Origin of the sequence: Mycolicibacterium iranicum (genome assembly GCF_002101705.1) — a bacterium.
GTDB lineage: Bacteria > Actinomycetota > Actinomycetes > Mycobacteriales > Mycobacteriaceae > Mycobacterium > Mycobacterium iranicum.
Map to the genome: position 1 here is coordinate 65,601 of NZ_LQPC01000065.1, position 26,287 is coordinate 91,887.

At 67.0% G+C, this 26,287-nt stretch carries 30 protein-coding genes; 14 read left to right on the forward strand and 16 right to left on the reverse strand.

Annotation, left to right across the window (positions count from 1 at the left end; genetic code table 11):
* Positions 1-14: 14 nt before the first annotated feature.
* The 5 genes from AWC12_RS27505 (at position 15) to AWC12_RS27525 (ending at position 4,634) form a co-directional block, all read left to right on the forward strand.
* Complete coding sequence (locus tag AWC12_RS27505) at positions 15-422, forward strand: STAS domain-containing protein (protein ID WP_024448889.1); 408 nt, start codon at positions 15-17, stop codon at positions 420-422.
* A 136-nt stretch (positions 423-558) separates the two neighbouring features.
* Positions 559-1,749 (forward strand): acyl-CoA dehydrogenase family protein, encoded by a 1,191-nt coding sequence (locus tag AWC12_RS27510; RefSeq protein ID WP_024448890.1) that lies wholly within the window; start codon positions 559-561, stop codon positions 1,747-1,749.
* Positions 1,742-2,950 carry an acyl-CoA dehydrogenase family protein gene (locus tag AWC12_RS27515; protein ID WP_085178120.1) on the forward strand — a complete coding sequence of 403 codons (1,209 nt, stop codon included), beginning with the start codon at positions 1,742-1,744 and terminating at the stop codon, positions 2,948-2,950. Before AWC12_RS27510 ends, AWC12_RS27515 begins: the two co-directional genes overlap by 8 nt.
* Before the next feature lie 12 nt (positions 2,951-2,962).
* On the forward strand, positions 2,963-3,220 hold the full coding sequence (locus AWC12_RS27520; protein ID WP_024446711.1) for a hypothetical protein: 258 nt from the start codon (positions 2,963-2,965) through the stop codon (positions 3,218-3,220).
* 7 nt (positions 3,221-3,227) lie between these two features.
* Positions 3,228-4,634 (forward strand): NCS2 family permease, encoded by a 1,407-nt coding sequence (locus AWC12_RS27525; RefSeq protein ID WP_024446710.1) that lies wholly within the window; start codon positions 3,228-3,230, stop codon positions 4,632-4,634.
* A 74-nt stretch (positions 4,635-4,708) separates the two neighbouring features.
* On the opposite strand, the gene AWC12_RS27530 is transcribed toward AWC12_RS27525, so the two are convergent.
* From AWC12_RS27530 to AWC12_RS27540, 3 genes are all read right to left on the reverse strand, one after another.
* Entirely contained in the window at positions 4,709-6,319 is a 1,611-nt protein-coding gene (locus tag AWC12_RS27530; RefSeq protein WP_272937901.1) for a diflavin oxidoreductase, read from the reverse strand.
* Between the two features lie 88 nt (positions 6,320-6,407).
* On the reverse strand, positions 6,408-6,983 hold the full coding sequence (locus AWC12_RS27535; RefSeq protein WP_024446708.1) for a TetR/AcrR family transcriptional regulator: 576 nt from the start codon (positions 6,981-6,983) through the stop codon (positions 6,408-6,410).
* A gap of 76 nt (positions 6,984-7,059) precedes the next feature.
* Positions 7,060-8,232, reverse strand: coding sequence for an MFS transporter (locus AWC12_RS27540; RefSeq protein WP_085178121.1), 1,173 nt, complete (start codon positions 8,230-8,232; stop codon positions 7,060-7,062).
* 74 nt (positions 8,233-8,306) lie between these two features.
* Between AWC12_RS27540 and AWC12_RS27545 the strand changes: the two genes are divergently transcribed.
* From AWC12_RS27545 to AWC12_RS27575, 7 genes are all read left to right on the forward strand, one after another.
* Complete coding sequence (locus AWC12_RS27545) at positions 8,307-9,188, forward strand: LysR substrate-binding domain-containing protein (RefSeq protein WP_085178122.1); 882 nt, start codon at positions 8,307-8,309, stop codon at positions 9,186-9,188.
* A gap of 188 nt (positions 9,189-9,376) precedes the next feature.
* Positions 9,377-10,801, forward strand: a complete 1,425-nt coding sequence (locus AWC12_RS27550; protein ID WP_085178123.1) for a WS/DGAT/MGAT family O-acyltransferase — start codon at positions 9,377-9,379, stop codon at positions 10,799-10,801.
* A 59-nt stretch (positions 10,802-10,860) separates the two neighbouring features.
* Positions 10,861-11,463: a TetR/AcrR family transcriptional regulator gene (locus AWC12_RS27555; protein WP_085178124.1), complete on the forward strand. Its 603-nt coding sequence runs from the start codon at positions 10,861-10,863 to the stop codon at positions 11,461-11,463.
* A gap of 72 nt (positions 11,464-11,535) precedes the next feature.
* Positions 11,536-12,114 (forward strand): TetR/AcrR family transcriptional regulator, encoded by a 579-nt coding sequence (locus tag AWC12_RS27560; RefSeq protein WP_024446704.1) that lies wholly within the window; start codon positions 11,536-11,538, stop codon positions 12,112-12,114.
* A 78-nt stretch (positions 12,115-12,192) separates the two neighbouring features.
* Entirely contained in the window at positions 12,193-12,975 is a 783-nt protein-coding gene (locus AWC12_RS27565) for a cobalt-precorrin-4/precorrin-4 C(11)-methyltransferase (protein ID WP_085178125.1), read from the forward strand.
* A complete protein-coding gene (bluB, locus tag AWC12_RS27570; protein ID WP_085178126.1) occupies positions 12,972-13,607 on the forward strand; it encodes a 5,6-dimethylbenzimidazole synthase in 636 nt (211 codons plus the stop codon). The genes AWC12_RS27565 and bluB overlap by 4 nt, the downstream gene beginning before the upstream one ends.
* Positions 13,604-13,900, forward strand: a complete 297-nt coding sequence (locus tag AWC12_RS27575; protein WP_024446701.1) for a hypothetical protein — start codon at positions 13,604-13,606, stop codon at positions 13,898-13,900. Before bluB ends, AWC12_RS27575 begins: the two co-directional genes overlap by 4 nt.
* Here the strand turns inward: AWC12_RS27575 and AWC12_RS27580 are convergent.
* From AWC12_RS27580 to AWC12_RS27620, 9 genes are all read right to left on the reverse strand, one after another.
* The gene (locus tag AWC12_RS27580; protein ID WP_085178127.1) at positions 13,876-14,688 is read right to left on the reverse strand and encodes a DNA-formamidopyrimidine glycosylase family protein; all 813 of its coding nucleotides are present in this window, start codon (positions 14,686-14,688) and stop codon (positions 13,876-13,878) included. The two genes, AWC12_RS27575 and AWC12_RS27580, sit on opposite strands and share 25 nt — an antisense overlap.
* A 12-nt stretch (positions 14,689-14,700) precedes the next feature.
* Positions 14,701-15,225 carry a bifunctional adenosylcobinamide kinase/adenosylcobinamide-phosphate guanylyltransferase gene (locus AWC12_RS27585; protein WP_085178128.1) on the reverse strand — a complete coding sequence of 175 codons (525 nt, stop codon included), beginning with the start codon at positions 15,223-15,225 and terminating at the stop codon, positions 14,701-14,703.
* The gene (locus AWC12_RS27590; protein ID WP_085178129.1) at positions 15,222-15,968 is read right to left on the reverse strand and encodes a cobalt-precorrin-6A reductase; all 747 of its coding nucleotides are present in this window, start codon (positions 15,966-15,968) and stop codon (positions 15,222-15,224) included. The genes AWC12_RS27585 and AWC12_RS27590 overlap by 4 nt, the downstream gene beginning before the upstream one ends.
* The gene (locus AWC12_RS27595; RefSeq protein ID WP_036465063.1) at positions 15,965-17,437 is read right to left on the reverse strand and encodes a cobyric acid synthase; all 1,473 of its coding nucleotides are present in this window, start codon (positions 17,435-17,437) and stop codon (positions 15,965-15,967) included. Before AWC12_RS27595 ends, AWC12_RS27590 begins: the two co-directional genes overlap by 4 nt.
* On the reverse strand, positions 17,434-18,213 hold the full coding sequence (gene cobF, locus AWC12_RS27600; RefSeq protein WP_024446695.1) for a precorrin-6A synthase (deacetylating): 780 nt from the start codon (positions 18,211-18,213) through the stop codon (positions 17,434-17,436). Before cobF ends, AWC12_RS27595 begins: the two co-directional genes overlap by 4 nt.
* 24 nt (positions 18,214-18,237) lie before the next feature.
* The gene (locus AWC12_RS27605; RefSeq protein WP_234814183.1) at positions 18,238-19,107 is read right to left on the reverse strand and encodes a LysR family transcriptional regulator ArgP; all 870 of its coding nucleotides are present in this window, start codon (positions 19,105-19,107) and stop codon (positions 18,238-18,240) included.
* Between the two features lie 77 nt (positions 19,108-19,184).
* Positions 19,185-20,663 (reverse strand): flavin-containing monooxygenase, encoded by a 1,479-nt coding sequence (locus AWC12_RS27610; protein WP_085178131.1) that lies wholly within the window; start codon positions 20,661-20,663, stop codon positions 19,185-19,187.
* A gap of 45 nt (positions 20,664-20,708) precedes the next feature.
* Positions 20,709-21,422 carry a cutinase family protein gene (locus AWC12_RS27615; RefSeq protein WP_024446690.1) on the reverse strand — a complete coding sequence of 238 codons (714 nt, stop codon included), beginning with the start codon at positions 21,420-21,422 and terminating at the stop codon, positions 20,709-20,711.
* A 118-nt stretch (positions 21,423-21,540) separates the two neighbouring features.
* Complete coding sequence (locus AWC12_RS27620; RefSeq protein ID WP_024446689.1) at positions 21,541-23,172, reverse strand: alpha/beta hydrolase; 1,632 nt, start codon at positions 23,170-23,172, stop codon at positions 21,541-21,543.
* Positions 23,173-23,397: 225 nt separating this feature from the next.
* On the opposite strand from AWC12_RS27620, the gene AWC12_RS27625 reads away from it, so the two are divergent.
* The gene (locus AWC12_RS27625) at positions 23,398-23,970 is read left to right on the forward strand and encodes a TetR/AcrR family transcriptional regulator (RefSeq protein WP_234814184.1); all 573 of its coding nucleotides are present in this window, start codon (positions 23,398-23,400) and stop codon (positions 23,968-23,970) included.
* A gap of 43 nt (positions 23,971-24,013) precedes the next feature.
* Here AWC12_RS27625 and AWC12_RS27630 read toward each other — a convergent pair whose 3' ends face one another.
* Positions 24,014-24,814 carry a DUF5718 family protein gene (locus AWC12_RS27630; RefSeq protein ID WP_024446687.1) on the reverse strand — a complete coding sequence of 267 codons (801 nt, stop codon included), beginning with the start codon at positions 24,812-24,814 and terminating at the stop codon, positions 24,014-24,016.
* 59 nt (positions 24,815-24,873) lie between these two features.
* On the opposite strand from AWC12_RS27630, the gene AWC12_RS31950 reads away from it, so the two are divergent.
* A complete protein-coding gene (locus tag AWC12_RS31950) occupies positions 24,874-25,008 on the forward strand; it encodes a hypothetical protein (protein WP_268743633.1) in 135 nt (44 codons plus the stop codon).
* Between the two features lies 1 nt (position 25,009).
* Here AWC12_RS31950 and AWC12_RS27635 read toward each other — a convergent pair whose 3' ends face one another.
* The 3 genes from AWC12_RS27635 to AWC12_RS27645 all read right to left on the reverse strand — a co-directional run bounded on the left by AWC12_RS27635 (position 25,010) and on the right by AWC12_RS27645 (position 26,103).
* Entirely contained in the window at positions 25,010-25,294 is a 285-nt protein-coding gene (locus AWC12_RS27635) for a DUF3618 domain-containing protein (protein ID WP_024446686.1), read from the reverse strand.
* Positions 25,278-25,682, reverse strand: coding sequence for a phage holin family protein (locus AWC12_RS27640; RefSeq protein WP_024446685.1), 405 nt, complete (start codon positions 25,680-25,682; stop codon positions 25,278-25,280). The genes AWC12_RS27635 and AWC12_RS27640 overlap by 17 nt, the downstream gene beginning before the upstream one ends.
* A gap of 121 nt (positions 25,683-25,803) precedes the next feature.
* On the reverse strand, positions 25,804-26,103 hold the full coding sequence (locus AWC12_RS27645; protein ID WP_051226680.1) for a hypothetical protein: 300 nt from the start codon (positions 26,101-26,103) through the stop codon (positions 25,804-25,806).
* Positions 26,104-26,287 lie beyond the last annotated feature (184 nt).

The window sequence follows — 26,287 nt, forward strand, 5'->3', positions numbered from 1 at the left end:
CGGGGGAGGCTGCGATGTACGGCAATCCGACGTTTCACTGCGATGGCGCCGACATTCGGGCGCACTGTCGTCAGCTGGCCACCGTCGTCAAGGTCTCCGGTCATCTCGACGTTCGCAACGTCGAGCGCGCCGGACGCTACATCGACCGCTTCATCCTCCCGGAGAAGCCCTTCGTCCTGGACCTCAGCGATATCGATTCCTTTAGCGAGGAAGCTATTTCGCTGCTGTTCGTCATCGATGACCTCTGCACCGCCGCCGGCGAAGAGTGGTCCATGATCGCCAGCCGGGCGGTCGAGGAGACCCTCGATGCCGCCGGGATCGATTTCCCGGCGACCGGCTCGGTCCCCGAAGCGCTCAACCATTTCGCCGATGCGATGGTCGCGCGCCGCCAGTTGCTCCCCCTGCTCACCAAGACTGCTTAAGGATCACTGTGTTACTTGATGTTCGGTGGCTCCGGTTCCTCCTTCAACGTCGCCATAGGGCGCATGACGAGCGTCTCGCGCTGACTGCTCGCTGATCCGCTGTCGGCGGAGCTGCGCACTGATTTAGTGTGCAGCTATGGGCACTGATGCCGACCGGGTAGCCGAAGCCGCGCGACAAGTCGTCGCCGAGCACGACCCGAAGTCTGTTCCGATACCGCAATTTCTTGGGGCCTGTTTCGACGCGGGCCTGTCGTGGGTGCATTTCCCCGAAGGATTCGGGGGCCTCGGCGTGTCCCGCGGCCTGCAGGCTGTCGCTGATCGCATCCTGCAGGGCGCGGGAGGACCCGTGCCGCTGGGATTGAACCCGATGGGCTACGGCATGGCCGCCCCCACGGTGCGGGAACACGCCCAGACCGACGAGATCCGCAAGCGGCTGCTCCGTCCGCTGGCGACGACCGAGGACATCTGGTGTCAGCTGTTCTCCGAGCCTGGTGCCGGCTCCGACCTTGCCGGTCTGGCGACGACGGCGGTCCTCGACGGAGACACCTGGATCGTCAACGGCCAGAAGGTGTGGACCAGCCTCGCGCACCGGGCCAAGTGGGGACTGCTACTCGCGCGCACCGATCCGAACATGCCCAAGCACAAAGGGCTGACGTATTTCGTCATCGACATGCACGGCGAGGGTGTCCAAACCCGCCCGCTGCGGCAGATGACCGGGCACGCCGAGTTCAACGAGGTCTACATGACCGACGCCCGCATTCCGGACGCGTTCCGACTCGGCGCGGTCGGTGACGGCTGGCGAGTGGCGATGACGACGCTGATGAACGAGCGCAGCGCGCTCGGCGGCAGCGGTAACCGGCGCGGCGCGGGCACCATCTCGGATGCGGTCGCGTTGTGGACGTCGCGCCCGGATCTGCAAACCCCGGTCCTGCGGGATCGGCTGACCAGCCTGTGGCTGCGTAGCGAAGCGCAACGGCTGACCTCGGAACGGTCCAGGGCGGCGGCCACGGTCGGCGGTCCCGGTCCGGAAGGCTCGATCGGCAAGCTCGTCGGCGCCGAACTGAACCAGCACATCTACGAGTTCTGCATGGATCTGCTCGGACCCGAGGGGATCCTGTACGACGGTTACTCGATGGATGGGCAGGACGGCGACGGGGGCGACTGGCGAGGCCCGATTCAGCAGCGGTTCCTGCGCAGCCGGGCCAACACCATCGAGGGCGGCACCTCCGAGGTGATGCGCAACATCCTCGCCGAGCGGGTGCTCGGCCTACCGGGAGACCTGCGGGCCGACGCGGGGATGCCGTGGAAGGAGATCCCGCGTGGCTGAGGAGCTTGCGGATCAGCCCAAGGGCGTGGCTGAGGAGCTTGCAGGTACCGAGTTCGTGTTCAGCGAGGAGCAGGGCCAGCTGCGCGCCGCAGTGCGTAAGTTCTGCGCCGACCACGTCGACGAGAGCGCCGTCCGCGGCTGGATGGCCTCGGACCCGCCGTTCGACGCGGCGGTGTGGGCACGGCTGGGCACCGAGCTCGGCGTGCTGGGCATGGCCGTCCCGGAAGCCGAGGGCGGCGCCGGCGGTTCGCTGGTCGATCAGGCGGTCGCCGTCGAGCAGCTCGGTGCGGCGCTGGCCTGCGGTCCGCTGTTCGGCACGGTGTATCTCGCTATTCCGGCGTTGGTCGCGGCGTCGGGTGCGAGTGACCTGCTCGGGCCGCTGGTCGAGGGCACGCGTACCGCGGCGTTCGCCGTCGCCGACGACGCGGGCGCGTTCGATCCCGCGTCCGTCGCCGTCGAGGCCGTGCGTGCCGACGATGGCTGGGCACTGTCCGGACGGGTCGAGCGCGTCGTCGACGCGGGCGCGGCGGACGTCCTTCTCGTCGCCGCCAACTCCGCCGACGGCGTCGGCCTCTACGCCGTCGAATCGAATAGCGTTGGTGTGCAACGCATCCCGCTGACAACCCTCGACCTGACGCGACCTCAGGCCACTGTCGAGCTGTCGGATGCCCCGGCGCAGCTGGTCGCCGGTTCCGAGGAAGCCGAACGCGTCATCTCGCACGCGTTGCACGTCGGCGGTGCGCTGCTCGCCGTGGAGCAGGTCGGTGCGGCTCAGCATCTGCTCGACCTGTCGGTGGAGTACGCGAAGAACCGGCTGCAGTTCGGCAGGCCGATCGGATCGTTCCAGGCCGTCAAACACCGGCTCGCCGACGACCTCGTCGCCCTCGAACACGCGCGCTCGACCGCGTTCCACGCAGTATGGGCGCTCACGGACGGGTCCGATGATCCTGCACTCGCCGTGAGCATCGCTCAGGCGACCTGCTCGGCGGCGTTCGTTCGGGTTGCGACCGACGCCATTCAGGTCCACGGTGGTATCGGGTTCACCTGGGAGCATCAGGCCCATCTGTATTACAAGCGGGCCTACACCGACGCCGCACTGCTCGGCAGTGCCGAACAGCACCGGGCCCGGGTGGCCGAGTTCGTTCTCGACGTGGCGCCGGAACGCGACGCACCCCGGGTCGCCACCGGTATGCCGAGCTGAGAGGGGAAGCACATGTTCCGTGAACTGAGGTCTCGAGCCGTCCGGCGGTATGTCGGTGCGGCAGTGATCGCCGTCGCGGCAGGCGCGGCGCCGCTGGCGGCGAGTGCCCTGACGGCGCCGGCCATCTCGAACGCGCAGTGCCCGCCGGGACAGACCGGCGTCATCTACGGCTGCTCGCCGTTCTGCGTGCCCGGCAAGTTCCTCGACACCCAGACCGGTCTGTGCATGCCGGTGGCGCCGCCGCCTCCCGCTCCGACGTCGCAGTACTAGGACTTCTGTGAACCCAGTGGACCGTTTCTTCGAAATCACGGCCCGCCAGTCGACGCTGGGCACCGAAATCCGCGGCGGCGTGGTCACGTTCATCGCGATGGCCTACATCATCGTGCTGAACCCGATCATCCTGTCGGGCTCGGCCGACGTCGACGGCGCCAAGCTGGACTTCGCGCAGGTGTCGGCGACAACGTCGCTGGCCGCCGGCGTCATGACGATCCTGTTCGGTCTGGTGGCCCGCCTGCCCTTCGCCCTCGCGGCGGGTCTCGGTATCAACTCGTTCCTCGCGACCACCGTGGTCGGGTCCCTCACCTGGGCCGAGGCCATGGGCCTGGTGGTCATCAACGGCCTCATCATCGTGCTCCTCGCCGTGACGGGCTTGCGCCGCCTCGTCTTCGACGCCGTGCCGATGCAGCTCAAGCTCGCGATCACCGCCGGGATCGGGTTGTTCATCCTGTTCATCGGGCTGGTGGACGCAGGCTTCATCTCCTCCACGGGTGTGCCGTCGCCGCCGGTCGGTCTCGGCCCCGGCGGCCTCGGTTCGATCAGCACCATCCCGACGGTGGTCTTCGTGTTCACGCTGCTGCTCACCGGAATCCTGGTGGCCCGAAAAGTGCGCGGCGGCATCCTGATCGGCCTGGTGACCGGCACGGTCGTCGCGGTCGTCATCGAGGCGATCTGGCATCTCGGGTCTGCTGTCGAGAAGCCCGGCGGGTGGAGCCTGTCCGTGCCCGCGCTGTCCGGATCGCCATTCTCGCTGCCCGATCTGTCGCTCGTGGGCGAGTTCAGCCTCAACAGCTTCAGCCGCATCGGTGTGCTCGCCGCGGTCATGCTCATCTTCACGTTGGTGTTCGCGAACTTCTTCGACGCCATGGGGACGATGACGGGCCTGTCTCGTGAAGCCGGGCTGGCTGACGAGAAGGGCACGTTCCCGAGGCTGCGGTCGGCGCTCGTCGTGGAAGGTGCCGGCGCCGTCGTCGGCGGTGCCACGTCGTCGTCGTCGAACACGGTCTTCATCGAATCCGGTGCGGGCATCGAGGAGGGCGCGCGTACCGGTCTGGCGAATGTCGTGACGGGCGTGCTGTTCCTCGCTGCGATGTTCATCGCGCCGCTGGCCTCGATCGTCCCGACGGAAGTCGCGGCCGCGGCGCTGGTCGTCGTCGGCGCCATGATGGTCTCGCATCTGCGCCACATCGACTTGTCGGAGTTCTCGGTCGCGCTGCCGGTCGTGCTCACCGTGGCGGTGATGCCGTTCAGTTACTCGATCGCCAACGGCATCGGCGTCGGATTCATCTCCTGGGCGGTGATGCGCACCGCCGCCGGGAAGGCCCGTGAGGTCAGCCCACTGCTGTGGATCGTCGCCGTCGGCTTCGCGGTGTACTTCGCGCGCGCGCCGCTGGAATCCCTTCTCTAACCGCCGAAACTGCATTCCGCGCGGTCTTTCTCACGAAAAGAGCGCATGGAATGCAGTTTCGGCGAAGGGTGGGCTCAGTAGACGTCGCGTAGGTAGCGGTGCGTCGTGATGAGGTCGTTGACGTAGGCGTGCGCGCCGGCCTCGTCGAGACCGCCTGCGGTGGCGACAACCTCGTGGAGTGCGCGGTGGACGCCCTTGGCCATGCGATCGGCGTCGCCGCAGACATAGAAGTAGGCACCTTCCTGCAGCCAGCGGTAGAGCTCCGCGGCGTTGGCCATCATGTGGTGCTGCACATAGTCTTTGGTGGCTTGGTCGCGGGAGAATGCGCAATTCAGCCGTGTCAGCACACCGGACTTGTGGAGGGCGGTCAGTTCGTCGCCGTACAGGAAGTCGGTGGCGCGGTGCCGGTCCCCGAAGAACAACCACGACTTCCCTGTCGCACCGATGGCCTGGCGCTCCTGCAGGAACGCCCGGAACGGGGCGATGCCGGTGCCCGGTCCGACCATGACGATCGGCGCGTCAGGAGCGGGTAGACGGAAACTGTCGTTGGGCGCCAAATGAATTCGTACGGTGTCAGCGCGGTCCGCGAGGAACCCGGAGGCGACGCCGCGATGCGCGCGGCCGCACGAAGAGTATTCGACGGTGGCCACGGTCAGGTGGATCTGTCCCGGATGGACCAGCGGGCTCGACGCGATGGAGTAGTCCCGGTGCTGCAACGGACGCAGGGTGGGCAGAACTTCGTCGACGCCGAGATCGGCTAGTTGAAGCAGGTCGAGCACGTCGCGCCCGTAGAGCCACTTCGTCACCGCAGCAGAGTCTTCGCCGCGCAGGATCGTGGCCGCTCCTCGGTCGCGGGTGCGTTCTGCGACCAGCGCTTGCAACGCGCCGGTGGGGATCCGGAGCTCGAGATGTTCGGTCAGCAGCACACCGAGCGGGTGATCACTTTCTGCGACAGCATGATCGGCACTCACGCCGAAGTGCGTCAGCACCGCCTCGACGAGCGCGGGATCGTTGACCGGATGCACGCCCACCGAGTCACCCGCCTGGTAGCTGATGCCGCTGTCGGCGAGGTCGATCTCGTAGTGGCGCACCGACTTACCGGAACCCGGCGCGGTCAGCGACCGGTTCACCACCAATTGGGCAGGGAATGGATTGCGTCGCGTCCACAGTGAATCCTGTTGCGAAAGATCGTCTTCCAGGCTCACTGAGCACGGGGGCGCCGAGACCAGCTCACCGAGGATCTTGACGACGGTGGCCGTCCAGGCTTCGGACGGTTCCTCGAAATCCAGGTCGCAGTCGACACGGTCGATCAGTCGTGTCGCGCCGAGTTCCGCAAGACGGGCGTCGACGAGCTTGGCGGCATTGTTGAAGAACGGGTAGAAGCTGTCTCCGAGGCCGCAGACGGCGAAGGACAGGTGGTCGAGACGGCCTGCACCGTCGCCGCAGAGCGCTTCCCAGAACACCTCGGCGTCGTAGGGCAGCTCACCGTCTCCGTAGGTGGCGGTGATGACGATGAAATGGCTTGCCGCCGCCAGGGATTCCAAGGTGAGGTCATTGAGGTACTGCGGTTCGACATCGACGCCGACACCCCTGGCCGCCTGTGCGAACTTCTTGGCAACCATCGCGGAGTTGCCGGTCTCGGTGGCGAATCCCAGAACTGGCGCGAACGTGGAATGGTCAGGCACCCGGAATCCGCCCCTCTCTGGACCAATAAGTAAGCACACCCTTAGTTAGGTAAACCTTACCGGGAAACCGGGTCTTCGTGGCGGCTCCCTACCGGCCCGAGACACGCTCCGTGTCCTTTTCGATCGCCACACCGACGATCACCGCGCGGATCTGGCGTTCAATGTCGTTCCTGGACATCGGCTCAGGGGAGCCGTTGGCGAAGGCGAAGATGAGCCCGCCCAGATACGACATGACCACCGATGCCTGTTCGTCGAGCAGTGCGCGGTCGAGCGGCCCTTTTCCGGACTGCGTGGCGATGACGAGTCGTTCGACGACGGCGCGAAAGCTCTCCGCCATCTCGCGGAAACCCGCGGCGATATCGGGATCACCTTTGGCGAGCATCGTCAGCTCGAGGCGGGCTCGGGTCCGCGACAGCTGCGGCTCTTCGCGGATGGACAGGATCTGCCCGGCCAGCACGCCGGCGATATCGTCCCCGCTGCTGTTGAGCGCGTTCTTGAAAGCCTCGGTGAAGGCCTCGGCGTCATAGCGGACGAGTTGGTCGGCGACCCCGTGCAACAGCGCGGCCCTGGTCCGGTAGTAGAACGACGACGTCCCGTCGGGGACCTGTGCGCGGCGATCGACCTTGAGGTGACTCAGACCTCGCGGCCCCTCCTCGGCCAACAGGGCAATGGCGGCGTCGCACAGCTGGCGACGCCGCTCTGCGGCATTGTGTCTACGGCGAATCCCAACGGATGCGATCTTAAAGCCGAGACGGGCTGACGGTCGTACACACGGTGGCGGCGACCCCGAGCGCGATCACGAGGATCGCGACTGCAGGCCATTGCCCACCTGCCCACGCGATGCCGCCCACCCAGCCGAAAATGCTCGCACCCGAGTAGTACGCGATCGAGTAGAGCGCGGTGGCCTGCGAGCGCCCGACCGAGGCGCGAGCGGCCACCAGGCTGGATGCGACTGCGTGCCCGACGAAGAAGCCGATGGTCAGCAGCGCGACTCCGACGACGATCGCCGCCAACTGGATCGTCATGGTGACGACGGCACCGACCACGACGAGTACGCCGGCGCCGCCCAGCACCGCATGCGGTCCGAAGCGCCACCCGAGCCTCCCGGCGGCCCGCGACCCGGCGGTCCCAGCCAAATAGGTCAAGAAGATGAGCGAGCTGACCGCAGGCTCGAGTCCATAGGGCGCTGCGGCCAGCCGAAACGGAAGGTAGTTGAACACTGTCATCACCGCACCGCAGAGCAGCATGCCGACAAGCAGGATCGGCCATATTGCCCGGTTGCGCAGGTGCCCCCGCACCGTCGGCAGTATCCCGTCGGGTCGCCCACCGGTTGCCGAGGCCGGGATCAGCCCGATCATCGCGATCATCAACACCGCCACCGCCACGCCCATGACGAGAAGCGCAGTGCGCCAACCGGAATAGTCGGCAACCGGCACGGTGAGCAGGCGTCCACTCAAGCCTCCGACGGATGTGGCGGCGATATAACCACCGGCCACGGTCCCGACACGGGCGGTAACGGCGACATCGTGCGACAGCGTCATCGCGAGCGCCGGGATGCCGCCCAGCGCGATGCCGTGCGCCAGCCTGCCCGCAAGCAGCGCTTCGAAGCTCGGCAGAAACGGCACCACGACCGCGCACACCGCCGCCGATCCCGCAGCCGTCCGCATCGCCGTCCGCACGCCCACCCGATCGGCTACCCAGGCCCACGGCAGCACCGACAGCGCGAGACCCAGTGTCGCGGCCGAGATCAGCAGCGCCGCTTGCGAAGCGTCCACGTCCATGTCGCGGGCGATCTGCGGCAGCAGGCCCTGCGGCGCGTACATCGAGGTGAATGCGGCCAGCCCGGCGCACCACAGGGTCATGACGAGGCGGCGTTCGACAGTCATCGACGTGGCACGGGGTCCGAGAGGCACTCGCCCATTGGACCGGACATCATTTATCGTGAGAAGGTCCAGTCTGGTCTTTCAGTTATAGGGATCACGTATCAATGCTCGAGGTGCGGGAAGCGCGCTACTTCATCGCGGTGGCCGAGGAACTGAACTTCGGCCGGGCCGCCGAGCGGCTCCAGATGTCGCAACCGCCCCTGTCGGCAGCGGTCAAGGCGATCGAGAAGCGACTCGGGGTGCTGCTGATGAATCGCACGACACGGCACGTGGTGCTGACATCGGCGGGAACCGTGTTCCTCGATCGCTGCCGGCGGCTGGTCGCTGCGGCAGAGGACGCCGAGTCCGCGGCGCGACTGGCCGCCGAAGGACAGCTCGGTGAACTGCGTATCGGCGCTGTGACAACAGCTTTCACGCATGTTCTGCCGCGGGCACTGCCCTCCTACGCCCGTTCGCACCCGAATGTCGACGTCACCGTGCGAGAAGTCGACACCTATCTGGGCTCAGAACTGTTGCAGCGGCGTGAGATCGACATCGCCGTCGTGCGCCACGGTCCCGCGCGGCCCTGGCTTCGGCACGTCACATTGACCAGCGAGCCGTTCGTGCTCGCCGCGCCGGCTGACTGGGAGCTACCCCGCGGCGTACAGAAAGATCTCGGGAAAGCCGCCGACCTACCCTGGGTCTGGATCCCACGCTCGGGTACTCCGGACTACCACGACCAGGTTGCCGCCTGTTGCCGCAACGCCGGATTCACGCCGCGCGCAACGCATCTGGCGCAGTCGATCAGCAGCCAGCTGGCGATGGTTGCCGCCGGTCTCGGGGTCGCACTCGTTCCCGCCAGCTCTGCCGCCGTCCAGGACGGCATCGCGTCGGTCCGGGTCCGGACTCCGCTGACCATCGCGATGAGCGCGCTGTTCCGCACCGACGCCGACCTGCTTGTCGCCGAGTTCATCGACGTACTCGCCACCGCCTCGCGTTCAGATTAGGGGCGGTTCTCGAGCCCACAGGGCCCCGCGCCGACCACGGCCTGCCCGACAATTGACCCCCGACCCCTTTGCTGAAATCGGTCGGTTGCTGCGTGCAGAACGATGACCCGGTGTCACCCCGGTGACCGAAGACTGACAATAACCCCAATCCACCTCGCAGGCAGCCACGCAGCCGTACGCTCTTGCAGATGCGACTGTCCAGCGTCGATGCCGCCTTCTGGTTCGCTGAAAACCTCAAATGGCACATGCACATCGGTGCGATCGCCGTGTGCGACCCGTCAGGGGCGCCTGCATTCAGTTTCGACCTCGTTCGCGATCTGATCGTGAGCCGATTGCCCGAGCTTCCGCAGTTGCGGTGGCGGGTCGAGGGCGCACCGCTGGGACTCGACAGGCCCTACTTCGTCGAGGACGACGAGATCGACATCGACTTCCACATCAGGCGCATCGGGGTGCCGTCCCCCGGCGGCCGAGCCGAGTTCGACGAGTTGGTCGGACGCCTGATGTCGTACAAGCTGGACCGTTCGAAACCGCTGTGGGAGCTGTGGTTCATCGAGGGGCTGGAGAACGGCCGGGTCGCCGTCGTCACGAAGATGCACCACGCCATCGTCGACGGCGTCTCCGGCGCCGGCCTCAGCGAGATCCTGCTCGACGTGACCCCGGAGCCGCGGCACGCGGCCGTTGACGTGGAACGCTCCCTGGTCGGTGTGAAACCCCCGCGCCGCGAGGTGCAGGCGGTCAACGGACTGATCAATGTGTGGGTCAAGACGCCCTACCGGGTTGCGCGGCTGGTCGAGCAGGCGGTGCGCCAGCAGATCGCCGTCCGCAACATCGACAACAAACCGCCTCGCTACTTCGACGCGCCGAAAGTCCGCTTCAACGGCCCGATTTCGCCGCATCGCCGGGTCGCGGGCGCGAGCGTGTCGCTGGACCGGGTGAAGGCCGTCAAGCAGGCGTTCGACGTGAAGCTCAACGACGTCGTCCTCGCGCTGGTCTCCGGCGCATTGCGCAGCTATCTGAAAGAGCGCGACGAACTTCCCGACAAATCCCTTGTCTCGCAGGTTCCGGTGTCCACCCGATCCGAGAACGACGACACCGTCGGCAACCAGGTCAACGCGATGACCGTGGTGCTCGCCACCGATGTCGCTGACCCGGCCGAGCGGATCAAGGCGATCTACTCCTACACGCAGGGCGCCAAGGAGATGACGAAAGCCCTGACCGCACATCAGATCATGGGATATACGGAGACGACACCGCCGGGACTGCTCGCGCTCGCGTCACGGGCGTATGCGGCAAGCGGAATCGGCAAGAACATCGCACCGATGAATGTCGTGATCAGCAACGTCCCCGGTCCGACCTTCCCGCTCTACCTCGGCGGTGCGCGGGTCGAGCACCTGATGCCGCTCGGGCCGCTGCTGTTCGACGTGGCTCTCAACGTGACCTGCTTCAGCTATTGCGGCTGGATCGATTTCGGTTTCATCACCACTCCTGAGATCGCCGCTGACATTGCCGATCTGGCCGATCAGGTCGAGCCCGCACTGCACGACCTCGAGGTGGCGGCGGGCATCGTCGTCGACCCGGACCGCAAGCCGCCCCGCAAGCGCGGTCGACCATAGTGCAGCCCGCGGCCGGGGCTTTGAGCTGCGCCTCCACAGTGCTCCCGCACAATTGAACGATGACCGGCGACGAGGGCCTCAGGGAACGCAAGAAGCAGCGCACCCGTGAAACCGTGCGCCGGGAGGCCTTCCGGCTGTTCGAACTCCACGGCTACGCGCAGACGACCATCGACCAAATCGCCGATGCGGCTGACGTCTCTCCGAGGACGTTCTTCCGGTACTTCCCGACCAAGGAATCGGTGCTGATCACCGACGAGTTCATCGAGCCGATCATCGACGCGTTCCTGGCGGCGCCCCCGGAACTGTCACCGGTCGCGGCGTTCCGATACGCCGTCGACGAGGTATTCACCGACATGGCCGGTTCCGCGTACGACTACGCACTCGCCCGCCAGCGGCTGATGTACACGCTGCCCGAGGCCAAAGGCGGACTGTACGACGAATACATTCGCACGATCCGCATGCTCACCGAGGCGATGGCACAACGACTGCACCGCGACAAGGACGACGACGAGATGATGGTGCTCGCCGGTGCCATCACCGGAGTCCTGATGGCAGCAGCCGATGATGCGCCGATGTCCTCGGAGGCCATTCTCAAGGCCCTCGGAATTCTGGAGCTGGGCCTGTCTGACAGTCGATCCCGTGAGGGCAGCCATTCACGATAGTTAACAGAACGTCACAAACCTACTGGCGTATGACGGGTCGTGTCGGCCTCCGCGACTGCGACAATCGTGGGCATGGACGGTGGTGCCCAACCCAGCCTCCGGGAACGCAAGAAGATGCGCACCCGGGAGGCCGTGCTGCGGGAAGCCTTCCGGCTTTTCGAGCGCAACGGCTACGCGAACACGACCGTAGAACAGATCGCGCGAGCCGCCGAAGTGTCTCCGCGAACCTTCTTCCGCTACTTCCCGTCCAAGGAATCCCTCCTGAGCTCCGACGACTGTGTCGAACCGATCATCGATGCCTTCGTGCGGGCGCCCGCTGACCTGTCCCCCGTGGCCGCTTACCGACACGCGCTGACCGAGGTGTTCGGAAGCATGCCTCGCGACGAGTTCGACTTCATGGCCTCACGCCAGTACCTGATGTACACGCTGCCAGAGGTCAAGGGCGCCCTTCACGATGAGTACCTGCGCACCGTGCGGGCGCTTGCCGATGCGGTGGCGGTCCGACTGAATCGGCCCCGCGAAGATCCGGTGGTCCCGGTCGTCGCCGGCGCGATCACGGGGGTGCTCATGGCGACCGCCGACGAATCACCGCTGTCCGGAGATGCAGTTCTGACTGCGCTGGACGTGCTCGACAAGGGACTGCCCGCCTAGCTGCGCGCTCCCGAGCGAGACGGCCGAGACACTGACCACCGCCCAGGCGTCGCAGCCGCCCGCCTAGACTCGCAACCGATGAATGACCGTGCGGTGCAGTTCGTCGGCGCGGGTCCCGGCGCCGCGGATCTTCTCACCGTGCGTGCCACCAGGTTGCTCGGTGAGGCCGAGCTCGTCCTGTACCCGGGCACCTACCTCGACCCAGGCGTGCTGGCACACTGCTCACCTGGCGCGGAGCTGGTCGACACCGGCGACCTCGATCTCGACACAATCGTGGCCCGGCTCGTCGACGGCCACCGGGCGGGGATGCGGATCGTGCGGCTGGTGTCCGGAGACCCGTCGGTGTACTCGGCGGTGTCGGAGCAGACACGCCGCCTCGACGCCGCCGGCGTGCCGTGGGCTGTCACTCCGGGGGTGCCCGCGTACGCGGCGGCGGCTGCCCGGGTCGGCCGGGAACTGACGGTGCCACTGGTCGCGCAGTCGGTGGTGTTGACGCGAACCCGGCAACGCTCGACGGCGATGCCGGAGACCGAGTCGCTCAAGGCTTTTGCGGCGACGAGAGCGACTTTGGTGCTTCACCTGGCCGTCACCCGGATCAGAGACCTGATGGCCGAGCTGGAGCTCGACTACGGCTCCGGCTGCCCGGTGGTCGTCGTGTACCGGGCGTCGCAGCCGCAGGAGCTGGTGCTGCGCGGAACCGTCGCCGACATCGCCGACGCCGTCGAAGACGCTCAGCTGCGACAGGCGGCGGTGATCCTGGTGGGACGTGCACTCGCAGGCTCACCGGATCCCTGTGCGGGGGAAAGCCATCTCTACGACCCCGCGCGTGATCGCTCGGTCACGCGGGACGGACTGACGTGACCGACTGTGCGACAGCGCTGTACGACGTCATCAACCGCCGCCGCGACACCCGACGCGAGTTCACGGGTGTGCCGCCTTCCGACGACGTTCTGGAACGAATTCTGCTGGCCGCCCACGCCGCTCCGTCGGTGGGCATGTCGCAGCCCTGGGATTTCGTCGTCGTGCGGGCGCCGGAGACCCTGCACGCGTTCCGTGACCACGTCGCCCGCGAACGCAAGGTGTTCGCCGCCGGGTTGTCGGGCGAGCGCGCCGAGACATTCGACCGCATCAAGGTTGAAGGGATCTGCGAATCCGGTCTCGGCGTCGTCGTCGGCTACGACCCGACCCGCGGCGGCCCGCAGGTGCTTGGCCGTCACGCCATCCCCGACGCCGGCCTGTTCTCAGTGGTGTGTGCCATCCAAAACCTCTGGCTCGCAGCGACTGTCGAGGATCTCGGGGTCGGCTGGGTGTCTTTCTATCGCGAACATTTCCTCCGCACACTCGTCGGCATGCCCGACCACGTCCGCCCCATCGCCTGGCTGTGCGTCGGCCACGTCGCCGACCTGCCCCACGTCCCGGACCTGGAGCGCTTCGGCTGGCGTGCGCGCTCGTCGCTGGCCAGCGTGGTGCACCACGAGCGCTACCGGTCATGAATCCGAGGCCCACCACCGAGGACGGGCACTACCTCGTCATCAATGGGCGTCGTTGGCGGGCAACGGATCCGGATATCCCCGAGGAACGCCGAGCCGAGCTGACCCGCATCCTGATGGCCTGGCGCCGGGAGGTGCGCCGCACCCGCGGCACCGACGACGAGGCACGCTCACGCGCAGGCGTCAACGCCGCCAAGATTGCGCTGGGCGAGCGCGGATCGCCACCATGGTGGGAGCAGACGGATGCGCAACGCCGCGCCCGATGGGAGGCTCACGTTCCCGCACCGGTTTCCTGACCAGGTTGGCAGAAGGGACACCACCAGGTGCGGCGCCGCTCCGGGTCATTGGAAACCTCGGCGGCGACGCGCACCCGCGTCCCGCACCGCAGGCAGGGCCGGCCCGCCCGGCCTGCCACCCAATGGCTTTCGCCCTTGCGCCGGTTCCCGGTCGTCACCTGCATGGCGCCCGGCACGGTGGCCGAGTGGCGCAGCGCCCGCGCCCCCAGGGTCAGCAGCGCGTGGGCATCGACCGCCCCGACCGGCGTCCAGGGATTGTGCCCGCGCAGGAAGCACAGCTCGTTGGCCCAGAGATTGCCGAAGCCGGCCACGCACCTCTGATCGAGAAGGACGGCGACCAGGGGGCGATCCGGTTGGCTCGTCACACGCCGCACGGCCTCGGCGAGGTCCCAGTCGTCGCGCAGTGGGTCCGGGCCGAGATGACCGACGACGTCACGCTCGTCGGCGGTGCGCAGGAGATCGACGACGGGCAGGCTGATCCCGTAGGCGGCGGGACCGTCGGTGCGCAGGAGCACCCGCACGTCGGGCATCGTCTTGCGGGGCAGCCAGCGCCCCTCTGCTGAGATGGTCCACGACCCGGACATCCGAAGATGCGTGTGCAGCGTGAGACCCCCTGACAGCCGGGTGAGCAGGTGCTTGCCGTGGGTGTCGTGGGCGAGCACCGTGTGCCCGGCGAGGTTGTCGGTGGCGTGTCTGGGCACGCGCAACTCGCCGCGTGTGAGGACGCGGTCCCGCAGAGCACGGTCGAGGCGGCGCGCCAGCGCGTAGACGGTGTCGCCCTCAGGCACGGCCGCACGCCATCAGAGGATGAGCACCCGGCCCGCGATCACGAGATGGACGTCCTCGCACACGGCAGCGACCCGCTGGTTGACGGTGCCGAGCAGGTCGCGGAACAGTACGCCGGACCGATGCGACGGCACCACACCCAAACCCACTTCGTTGGTCACGACGACGACGTCCCGTGCGCCGGATAGCGCATCGCACAGCGCTGCAGTCCCCTTCTCGACCTCACCGGAGGCGATTCCTGCGTCGGCCTCCCACAGCGCGCGTTCGTCCAGGACGGCGGTGAGCCATGTGCCGAGACAGTCGACGAGCACGGCACCGCGCGCGTCTCGCACGGCGGCGGCGACGTCGGTGGTCTCTACGGTGTGCCAGTGCGCAGGTCGACGCGACCGGTGGTGGGCGACACGCGCGTCCCAGTCCGGATCGCTGCCGTCGGCGGGCCGGCCCGGCGCGGCATAGGTGACGTGTGCTGCGTTGTCGAGCAGCTGCTCGGCGTGCCGGGATTTACCGGAGCGGACGCCGCCGGTGACGAGGATCTTCACTCGGACACCCGGGCCAGGTCGTGCACCCAGGCTGCCGCCTCTGTGACATCGTGGACGGTCGGAACACCTGGCGCGCGGGCCGGGCGCCGCACGACGACGACGGGCACGCCCAACGATTCGGCGGCCGCCATCTTGGGCCAGGTGTGTTCGCCGCCAGAGTCTTTCGTGATGAGCACATCGGTGTGGTGGTCACGCATCAGGTGCAGTTCGTCCGGCAGCGCATACGGTCCGCGACTGGTCAGCAATCGCCACGTCGCCGGCAGCGGCGTCTCCGGCGTCTGCACGACCCTCGCCAGCACTGAGTGGTGGCGCAGGTCGGGGATGAACCGGTCCATTTCTTGACGTCCCACGGTCAGAAAGGGCCGTCTGCCGAGCTTTGCGGCGGTGGCAGCGGCGTCGTCGTGACTGTCCACCCAGTGCCACGACGTGCTGGCGCGCGCGGCCCAACCGGGCCGTTCCAGCCGCAGCAGCGGTACGCCGTCGGCGGTGCAGGCGGCGACGGCGTTGGCGGAGATGTTCCTGGCGAACGGATGCGTCGCGTCGACGACTGCGGCGTAATCCGCCAGTTCCATTCGCAGACCCTCGATCCCGCCGAAACCGCCGATGCGCACGTCCCCAACGGGCAGACGCGGGTCGGCGATCCGGCCGGCCAGCGACGACGTCACGTCGAGGCCGTCGGTGATGAGGACCTCGGCCAGTGCACGGGCCTCGGCGGTGCCGCCGAGAAGCAGGATCTTCGTCACGGCGCACCCGGCGGGAGGAACGGAAGATTCTCTGGCGCACCATGTTCGGCGATTTCGAGAAGCGCGCCGACGTCGAGGCTCTGCTCGACGAGGTCCCCGAGAAGGTCGAGGCGGTTCTCCCTGGCTTCTGCGAACGAGACAGCTGACGGCGCCAGACCGAGGGTTTCACACAGGAAGTGGGACCGAAGCTCGTCACCCTCCAGAGCGCCGTGCCACATCGTGCCGAACACCTGACCCGATCGCGCCCCGCCGAGGAACTGCTCCCCGTCGTGCACGGTGACGCGGCCGTGGTGGATCTCGTACCCGGCGGCAGTCGTGCCGCGCCAACTCCCCTCAGGAAGCCGAAGGCTCTTCTCCGCAACGAAATCCGTTTCGACGTCCAGCAATCCGAGTCCGTCGACTTCGGACGGCGCACCCTCGACACCGTGCGGGTCACGGATGACCCGGCCGAGCATCTGGAAGCCACCGCAGATGCCGAGCACCGGCTTTCCTGCCGCGGCGTGTGCGAGTACGGCGCGGTCCAGTCCTCGCGACCGTAACCATGCCAGGTCGGAGATCGTGGCCCGCGTGCCGGGCAGCACCAGCAGGTCGGCGTCTGCCAGCGCGCTCGGGTGCGAGGCGAAGACGACGTCGAGGTCGGGTTCCAGGCCGAGCGCGTCGACGTCGGTGAAGTTGCTGATGCGCGGAAGCCGCACCACGGCGACGCGACGAGCGCCATTCTGCGTGGCTCGGCGGCCCTGCAGATCGAGCGCGTCCTCGGAATCGAGCCACACATCGGGATGCCAGGGCAGGGTTCCGTAAACCTTTCTGCCGCTCAGACGTTCGAGGTCACGCAGACCCGGCGTCAGTAGCTCGAGGTTTCCGCGGAACTTGTTCACGATGAAACCGGCGACCAGCGCCTGATCTTCCGGCGAGAGCAGCGCGACAGTGCCGAAGAACGCGGCGAAGACGCCGCCGCGGTCGATGTCACCCACGACGAGGGTCGCGAGACCGGCATGGCGAGCCAGCCCTAGGTTGACGTAATCGCCTGCGCGAAGGTTGATCTCGGTGGGGCTTCCCGCGCCCTCGGCAATGACGATGTCGTATCGCGCCGTGAGATCGTCGAACGCGCTGTGAGCGGCTTCGGCCAGCGCGCGGCGGCCCTCCAGCCAATCCGACGACGACACATGGCCCCACGGCCGTCCCATCAGGACGACGTGGCTGCGCTGATCGCTACCGGGTTTGAGGAGGACGGGATTCATCGCCGGTTCCGGGATCGCCCGCGCGGCGAGCGCCTGAACCCATTGGGCGCGGCCGATTTCCACACCGATACCGTCGGGGCCGCGGCACACCATCGAATTGTTCGACATGTTCTGCGCCTTGTACGGCGCGACCTTGAGACCGCGTCGCGCCAACGCCCGGCACAGACCCGCAGTGACCGTGGTCTTGCCGGCATCACTGGTGGTGCCGGCGATCAGCAGCCCCGTCATCGGTTCGCCCTCACGAGGAAAACATCCATGACCCAGCCGTCGCGCGCTTGCGCATCGGCGCGCGCCTGGGCGATGGCGGGCAATGTGTCGCCCAGCCGTCCGCTGAGCAATCGCTCGCCCGCGGCACCGAGGTTGGCGCCCCACCAGATGGTCCAGTCCTGCAGACCGCTGAAATCGATGCGCTCCGGTGGCGGGTTGAGCATCGCGACGATGTTGTCCTGGCCCGCCGCGACGGCTCCCTGCAGCCGGCGCCCCGTCGTGACGTGCACAGGCTTGCCGACGTCGTGCAGCACGATGCGGTGCCGGGCGGCCAGCAGCTGCGGTGCACTGATGCCCGCCAGCACGTCGTAGTCGAGGTCAACAGATCGCGGCGCCAGCAGGGTCCTCACCTTGTCGACGATGCGGATCGTCGAGTCGTACAGCGACGGATCGCCCCACACCAGGAACGCGGCCGTCCCGCCCCGGTCTGCAAGCACGTCCGCGTACTGGGCCGCCCGGGCGTCATGCCAGTCGGATACCGCGGATTCGTATCCGGCGGTGGTGAGTCCGGCCGAGCGGTCGCGTCGGGGGTCGGGCAGCTGGACGAGTTCGGCGGGCCCGTTCCGGCCGGGATGGGCCTGCAGGATCTGCCTGCGCACCGCGAGCAGCCGGTCGTCATCGGACTTCTCGGCGGCGAGTACGTAGTCGACGGTGCGCAGGGCGTCGGCAACCTCGGGGGTGACGTGCTGCGGACCCATGCCGACGCCGAGGATCCTGACCCTGACCGGCGTGCCCATAACAGCGATTGTCCCTGGCGGTCGTCACGGTCCGCGGAGCAGGCCCGCGGCCGCGGATTCGACGGCGTCGGTCACCTCGGTGACGGTGGCGCTGTCGAGCTTCCAGCACTGCCAGTACAGGGGCACATCCAGGTGGTGGTCGGAAATCGGGACGAATGATTTGTCGATCAGCGAGATCGGGTACATGCCCCAGCCCAGGCCGGCGTGCACCGCTGCGCCGAAGCCCGCCGCGGTCGGGATGTAGTGGATAGGCCGTCGGACGTCTGTCCGAAATACCTTGCGTAGCAACTGGTCCTGCAATGCATCGGCTCTGTTCCACGCCAGCGACGGAGCCCGGGCCGCGGCCTCGCGGGTGAAGCCGTCGGGCAGGAAGCGTTCGGCGAACGCGGGTGTGGCCACGGGCAGGTAGCGCATCACGCCCAGCGGCTTGACGCGACACCCGCCGACCGGTCTGCGTTCGGTGGTGACGGCTCCCATCACGACGCCTTCGCGCAGCAGCCGCGCGGAGTGGTCCTGATCCTCGATGCGGACATCGAACAGGACGTGGGGCAGCCGCTCGAACACCTCGGTGAACCACGTGGCCATCGAATCGGCATTGACGGCCAGAGCCACCCGGGGCGATTCCGAGGTGCCACCTCGCATCTCGGCCAGCGCTTCCGATTCCAGAAGTGCCATCTGCGCCGCCAACCGCAGTAGGGGTGCACCCGCCGCGGTCGCGACACAGGGCTTCTCACGCAGCACCAGAACCTGGCCGACCCGCTGTTCGAGGGCCTTGATGCGCTGACTGATCGCCGACGGGGTCACGTGCAGGCGCTCGGCGGCGGCATCGAAGCTGCCGGACTCGACCACCGCCGAAAGCGCGGCCAGTTGGCCGGAGTCGAGCTGGCCCGTCACATCAGTGATGCTAATCCAAGCCGCAAATTTTGAGCAAAACTGAATTGACCGACCGCGGCTGGCAAAGGTCGTGAATGTCATCGACTCACCTGCTCCCAGTACCCCTGTTCTCGCGGTGTCATCTGGTTCGAGGTGATCGCGCCGAACGCTGCTGCATCACGGGCGAACATCTCAGCGGCTTCGGGAAGCGCATCGGGGCCCTCCAGCCGGAAGCTGCTGGGAGCAAGGGGGCCGAACAGAAGGGCGCGGCGAAGGTCCGGCCACGCATCGAGGTGTGGCTCGCATCCGGCAGCCCGCGCGAATGTCAACGCCGCCAGATTCATTCGCGTCTTCTGAGGCATCCCGCGGCGCATGCGATAGGCCTCGACGGCATCGCGCTGGTGTGACGGGTCGGGCGCCGGTATCGCGCCACCCCATGTGTATGCGATCCAGCGCGCCTGCAGTTCAAGCGGTACGAAGTACCCGCCCGACTGATCCCACATCCCGACGAAGGCGAGCCCGGGAAGGTCGGGATGGAATGTGTAGCGGTCGGCGTCGAGATGGACCGCGTCGACGTCGACCGTCCTGGCGATGTCGACGCTGAGGAACGGAAGGTCGAGCCGGAAGCCGGTGCCGAACACGATCGCGTCGAACGGCTCGGTGCTGCCGTCGCTGAACACGACATCGTGCCCCGACACCGAGTGGACCCAGGGCCGGACCATGATCCGGCCCTCGGCGACCAGCGGCAGGTACTGCTGGCTCAGCGTCACTCCCGCGGCGAACAGGGACGGGCCGGGGTACGGCGCTCCGTATTGTTCGGGGCTGCCGCCCGCCTCGACGACGATCTCACGCAGCTGTCGATCAACCTCAGCCGGCGGCAGCACCTTGTTGGCCAGCACGCCGTACCTGGTGAAAATCCGGTGATCCGAAGGCACGCCCGCGGCGAACTTCGGCAGCACGTACCGCTGCCTGCGTTGCGTGACGACAACTCGGGCCGCACCACTGTGGGCCAGTTCCGACGCGATCTCCAGTGCGCTCACCGCGGCACCCGCGACCAGTACGCGCTTGTCTCGGTAGCTGTCGGCGCCACGGAACTGGAAGGTCGTGGCGACACCGTGGGACCCGGTGAACGTGTCGAGCCCGGGCACGTCAGGCACGACCGGCGCATGAAATCGGCCACTGGCCACCACCACCTTGTCGAAGAGCTCGGTCGCGCCTTCGCACTCGACAGCCCAATGCGTTCCCTGGCGACTGATACGGGTAACTCTGGTGGACAGTCGAATTCGACGTTCGAGATCGAACATCGCGGCGTACCGCCGCAGATAGTCCAACACGTCTTCGTTCGGCAGGAACGTGCGGTTATCGTCGTGAGCGAGGTCGCTGAAGGCCGTCAGGATGCGGCTGGTGTTGGTGTGCATCCCGGGCCAGACCCCGCTGATATCCTGCAAACCCGTCCATTGGCCGCCCAGCGTCGGTGCCTGCTCGAAAAGCGTCGGTTCGAAACCCCGGCTCAACAGCCACCGAGCCGAGATGAGTCCTCCGGGCCCGGCGCCGATCACCGCCACGCGTTGCGCCACGTGGGCACTGTCGCACGGTGGCGATCCCGCGGGCGGTGATTCGCGTCAGCCGACCTCGGCCGACGTGTTACGGATCACCTCTGATGGGCTTTGCGCGGGGATCTTGCCTGCCACAAAGTTCGCCGCCTGCTGCGCGAAGCCTGCCTGCACGTACTGGCTGTGTGCCGGCCGGTCGTCGCCGGCAGAACACACCGGGTCGGCACCGTTGCACAGGTCGATCGTCTTGGACCCGTAGAGCGGACTGATGGCGGTGAGCGGCCGGCCGATCTTGTTGGACGGATTGCCGAAGACCGCGACTGCGTCGACATGGCCGGCAACCGCCGGCGGCATGGGGCGGCCGAATCCAAAGGCGGCGCCGGGATCTGCAGTGATCAAGTCCACAACTGCAGCACCCTGCGAGTACCCACCGACCACGATGCTGGTGTCGGGGCATGCGGCCGCGGTGGCCTGAATGTGTGCGCTGGCATCGTCGGCACCGGCCGGAGCGGATTGCAGAAAGTCGTATGAGGCAGGGTAATTCACGGCGTACACGCTGACGGTACGGCCACCGAGGGCGTTCTGCAGGTCGTCGACGAATGCTTGCCCGACGAGGCCGAGCCCCGCGGGTTCGGCCGTGCCGCGCGCGAACACCACTTCCACGTCGGAACAGGACTCGGCGGCCTGGGCGCTGGCGGCACCCGGGCCGAGCAGGCCCGCAGCGGCAACACCGCCCACACCAGCCATGATCAGAGTACGTCGGACAGAACGGCGATCGGACATGAACTTCTCCTCAGTCGGGGCCGCTCCGGCGGCGTTATCAAGTGGAATGTCTGGAGTACTGAAGAAAATTCCACCCGACTCCGAGGAGTTAGCCAATGGTGGCTAGCACCCAACCCGGTCACCCGGTTGGCAGGAGCTCAAATCCACGAAGCGGCTCGTAGACGAAGAGGTAACGGCCGCCGAAGTCGAAGATCGCGGTGAGGAATGCGTCGAGAAGCGGCGGCCAGACCGGGCGTGCTGGATTCCCCAGCGGCAGGACCACGGCGGTGGCGGTCCCGGACGGCGTCGCGACGGGGATGACCTCGCCTGGTTCCCCGTAGATCCCGCGAGCAGTGGTTCCCGAGAACAGATCGTCGACCCAGCCGGCGGTGATGTCCTCGGCCGCATCTATGTTGCGCGACAACGAGAACCCACCGACGAGGTACTGGGCGAACTGCACGAGCCGGTTGCCCCCCTCCATGTAGTCGATGTGCAGGCCTCCGGCGAGGCCGACACCGTTGAAGCGATCAGGCCGGGCGAGCTGCATTTTGTCGGCCATATCGCCGCCGCGGCTCCAGAAGTAGCGCTCTGAGGAGATCAGATAGATCGGCCGGTCGTTGTCGCCGCGAAGTTTGGCCAATGCCTGGCTGACCAGCCGTGACCCTGCAGGCTCCACGCCGTCGAGCATGACCACCCCCGCGAGATCGCTGATTGCGCCGTTGTCGGCCATAAAACCGGCGACGCTGGTGACCATGGACCCGCCTGCCGAGTGGCCGACGAGGACGAACTTTGTCGGTAGGTCAATTGCGTAACCCGCTGCAAGGCTTGCGCTTTCGTGAAGTGCTGCGCGGTCACCGACGAAGAGAGCGGCGACGGCACGGTGCATCGTCGAACCACCGACCCATGCCGCGTCCGGAGCGAAGAAGTTGGATGTCAGCGACGGCGCGACGACGATGGCGTTGGTGCGTTCCGCGAGGCGCGCGGCCGTGTAGCTGTACATCGGTCCGCTGGCGAGGAATCCGTGCTGCAGGTAGACCAAGCGGGTGGACTCGTCGGCGTCCTCGGGGAAGTACCAGTCCGCTTGGACTGATCGGCCCGCCCCGATCGGGAGATCCAGCGACGAGGTACGCACGGTGACGGTGCTGTTCGGCGGCAGAACGGGTGGTCCGTCGACGACGTGGATCAACCCGACGAGGACGTTGAGCACCACCGAACCGACGACATTGATGAGCGACGGCGCGCGCGTGGGAGTCTGCTCGACCCCTTCGTCGACCTGAACCGACGCGGTACGAGCGGACATGGATCGGTCATCGTCCGGGTGAGAAAGCAAGTCCGCGTTGATGTCTGGTCGGCCCCGAGTAGAGGGGCGCTCGCTTGCATCGGTAGGACCGCTCTGTACGCCGGCGTTGTTCCGGTCCTCGTCGACCGCGGTATCGGCGACGGCGGCATCCTTGATCTCGTCGGCGGGCTCGTCCTTCGCCTCGTGCTTCTTGCGCCGAGGTTGGTCCGTGTCGGCCCTGTCAGCTGCGGCCCCGAGGTCAGCCTCGTCGGCACCCTTGGCGTCCTTGTCAACTTTGTCATCATCGGATCCGGTGTCGTCCTTCGGCTTCGGCGAGACGCCGACGTCGCCCCGGTCGTCCTTCTTCGATGTCGACGTGGCGCTGGATTCGCCGGGGGCAGCAGCCGCGCTCGGGGAGCTCATCACCAGCACCCCCGTCATCGCGGCGGCGGCGGCACTGATCCCCAGCAGGACGGTCCATCGCCGAGCCATCACGTTCCCCCTTCGCTGCGTGTCACCACACAGAAAATAGACATCAAGTCGAGTATGTGTATTTATAGGCCTCACAATCGCGGAATACAAGGGGTGCCAGCGCGCTGACCGGGCATACTGAGGGACGCGATGGCAGAACGTAATTCGGCGCGAACACCACAGCGGCGCCCCCGCGGACGGCCCGCAGGCGGTGGCAACACCTCGGAACAGGCGAAGACTGTCCTGATGGATGCCGCGGAGCGGCTCATCCTGGAGCGCGGCTTTCAAGCCTCCACGATGGAGCTCATCGCCCGCGAGGCCGGCTATTCGCGCGCAGCCATGTACCGGCACTTTCCCAGTCGCCAACATCTGCTTGAAGCTCTGGTCGCGCGCAAGACACGCAAACATCAGGTGGAGATCACCGCGCGACTTCCCGAAAGTGCCTGTCTGGCTGACATTCTGGTGGAGAGCCTGGTCATAGTCGCCACCGAACTGGTCGACGACCCGTTACTGCAGACGCTCTCGGAGCAGACCGACGACGGTTCGGTAGCTCACCTCGTCGCCGACGCTGCGTCGCTGCCTGACCTCGTCGAGCAACTCGTCGGCGCGATGGTCGACGACGCTGCGGGTCAGCAGCTTCGCCCTGGATTGGACGCCGGGGATGTCGCACAGTTCATCATCACGACGTCGTTGACGATGCTGCTCGGTGTCATTCCGGAGATCCAGAACCCGGACACAGCACGCCGCTACATCGAAACATTCGTTCTCCCAGCAATTCTCGCCGACCCTCCGGCGCCTCGGCCCGTCTTCGGGCAGTAGCTCCCGTGATAGGGGCCGGCCCGGCGGCGCCGACGTCGCCGGCCTACCGGACGCTCTGACGCAACTCCGCCGACGCGTCGGAGGCGGTGTCGTAGACCCGCACGATCGCCTCGTCGCCCTGTTTGAGGAACGTGGATTCGCCCAGCGGGGTGTACCGCGTCGCGCCGATACCGATCAGCACGTTCTCCGGGTGCCCGCTGGCGACCATCAACGCGCCGACGTCCTCGAGGGGCGTGTCCGGTGAGCCCTTCTGGTTGGCCAGTCGCTCCACGATCCAGTCCAGCAGCACCTCGCCGTAATACGAGTAGCCGATCAGGGGGCTGTCGACGCCGTACTCATGAGTTTCGCCGCCGCTGTTGAGGTAGCAGACCAGCCGCAGAGTCGCGGTGGGACCATCCGGGGTCAGGTCACTGATGTCGAAAAACTGGCTCGAGACGCCCTTGGACTCCGGTCCCCAGTTCTTCTTGACGCTGATCTTGGGCGCACCGGGGCGCCGGATCGAGCAGTCGTTGAAAGCGCCGAGCGCGAAAGGCTGAAGGGTCACGACGGTGTCGCCTTCCCACACCACGCGGCACGCCAAGCCCACCTCCGGCTCGATCTGCAGGTTGAGGGGACCGTCACTCTCGCCGGGAAGCACGATGGCGTCGTTGGACAGCGGAAACTCGCCAAGGAAGGTGTCCGACCCGGGGGCGTACCAGGGGAAGATGCCTTTCGGTGCGGCCCCCTCGCTGGCGACATTGACGAAATCGACCGCCTCTCCTGCCTGTTCGAGGTGGCCGGCGAAATTGCCCGCCACACCGAAACCGAACCAGTTGCGCATCTCGCTCAGGGAGATCTCGATCACGACGTGCAGCGTACGCGTGGCCGGTGTGACAGCTGACCCGGTGGGGTACCCCCGCGACTATGGACAGGCATGCACGCGAGGATTCTGCCGAGGATCCCGATCACGAGCCTCCCGGCCCGGCCGACCATGGGCGAGACGGCGGGATGGCCACGCGAGAGATTTCACCCGAACTCGCCGAACCGGATCGCGATTAGTTCAGCGGCGTCGCCGCTGCCAGATGATCAGCCCGACGCCCAGCACTACCCCGACCAGTAGCGCCACCGGGACTGCAGGTCGCTGTTTCACGGTGTCTACCGCGTTGTGACTGCGCTGTACAACGGCGTCCTTGGCATCGTGGATCGCGTCCTCGGCGCGGCCTTTGACGTCGAGCTTGTCTGTCAGGGCACCGACGGTCTCGCCGAGTTCGGTCCTTGTCTGCTCGATGTCGGCTTTCAACTCGTCGATGTCGGCGTCGGGGCGGGGCTCAGGTTCTGGCGCCATGGCGTGCCTCCTTGATCTCAACGATGTCGGCCTTCACGCTCTCGACCGATTCGGCTGTCGGCGGTGGGACCTGCTCGGCCTGCTTCTTGCCGAGGAGGGCGGCCACTCCCGCGGCGGCGAACAGCACCACCGCGACCAGCACTGCTGCCGCCCACACCGGAAGCACGAGAGCCAGTGCGGCGACGGCGGCCGCGACGAGCGTCAGCAGCCCGATCACCCCGAGCAGGCCCGCCGCGCCTACCAATCCCGCGCCGATGCCAGCGTGCTTGGCTGACTGTTGAATCTCTTTCTGTGCCAACCGCAGTTCATCCCGGATGAGCCGCGATGTCTGCTCGGTGAGCTGACTGATCAGCTCACCGGTCGACGGCTCGGATCTTGGTTCGGTCATGCCGTTCCTCCCATCCCGCTGGTGTCGCGAGGGATGCCCGCTTCGTAAAGCTCGAAACGCCAAGCTTGAAACGACGACGCGGCGCCAGGGCTGACACCCTCGCGCCGCGCCGGACGTGCGATCAGAAGTCGGTGATGGGGCAGGTGACCTCGACCATCACGGTGTTGGCTACCTCGCCCTCAGTGGTCTTGGCGACGTCGCAGCTTTCCAATGGAGCAGCGCCGTCGTTACCGACGACCTGCACGGACTTTCCTTCGCTCTGCAGACGCGCGATCTCTGCCGCCGCGCTCGGCCCTTGGGAGGCGGTGCCGTCCACTGCGGGAGCGGGCTCTTCAGGGTCGGCAAATGCAGCGCCGGAGAAAGTGACTGACGCAGCCAGGGCGGCCGAGCATGCACCGGCCGCGAATATCAAGCGATTCATGATCAAACCTTTCTGGAACGGTTTTGGGCAACGGACCGAACTGCCGGTGGCACTTGAGAACTCGGCCCGACCTTGATTCCGGGTTCCCCTTGGCCCACCCGTTCTAACCAGAGAGTCCGCGGCGAGCAGTGAACACGCGGTGAACGGAACAAACGACCATCGCCCGAGTGACTCTCGTAGAGTG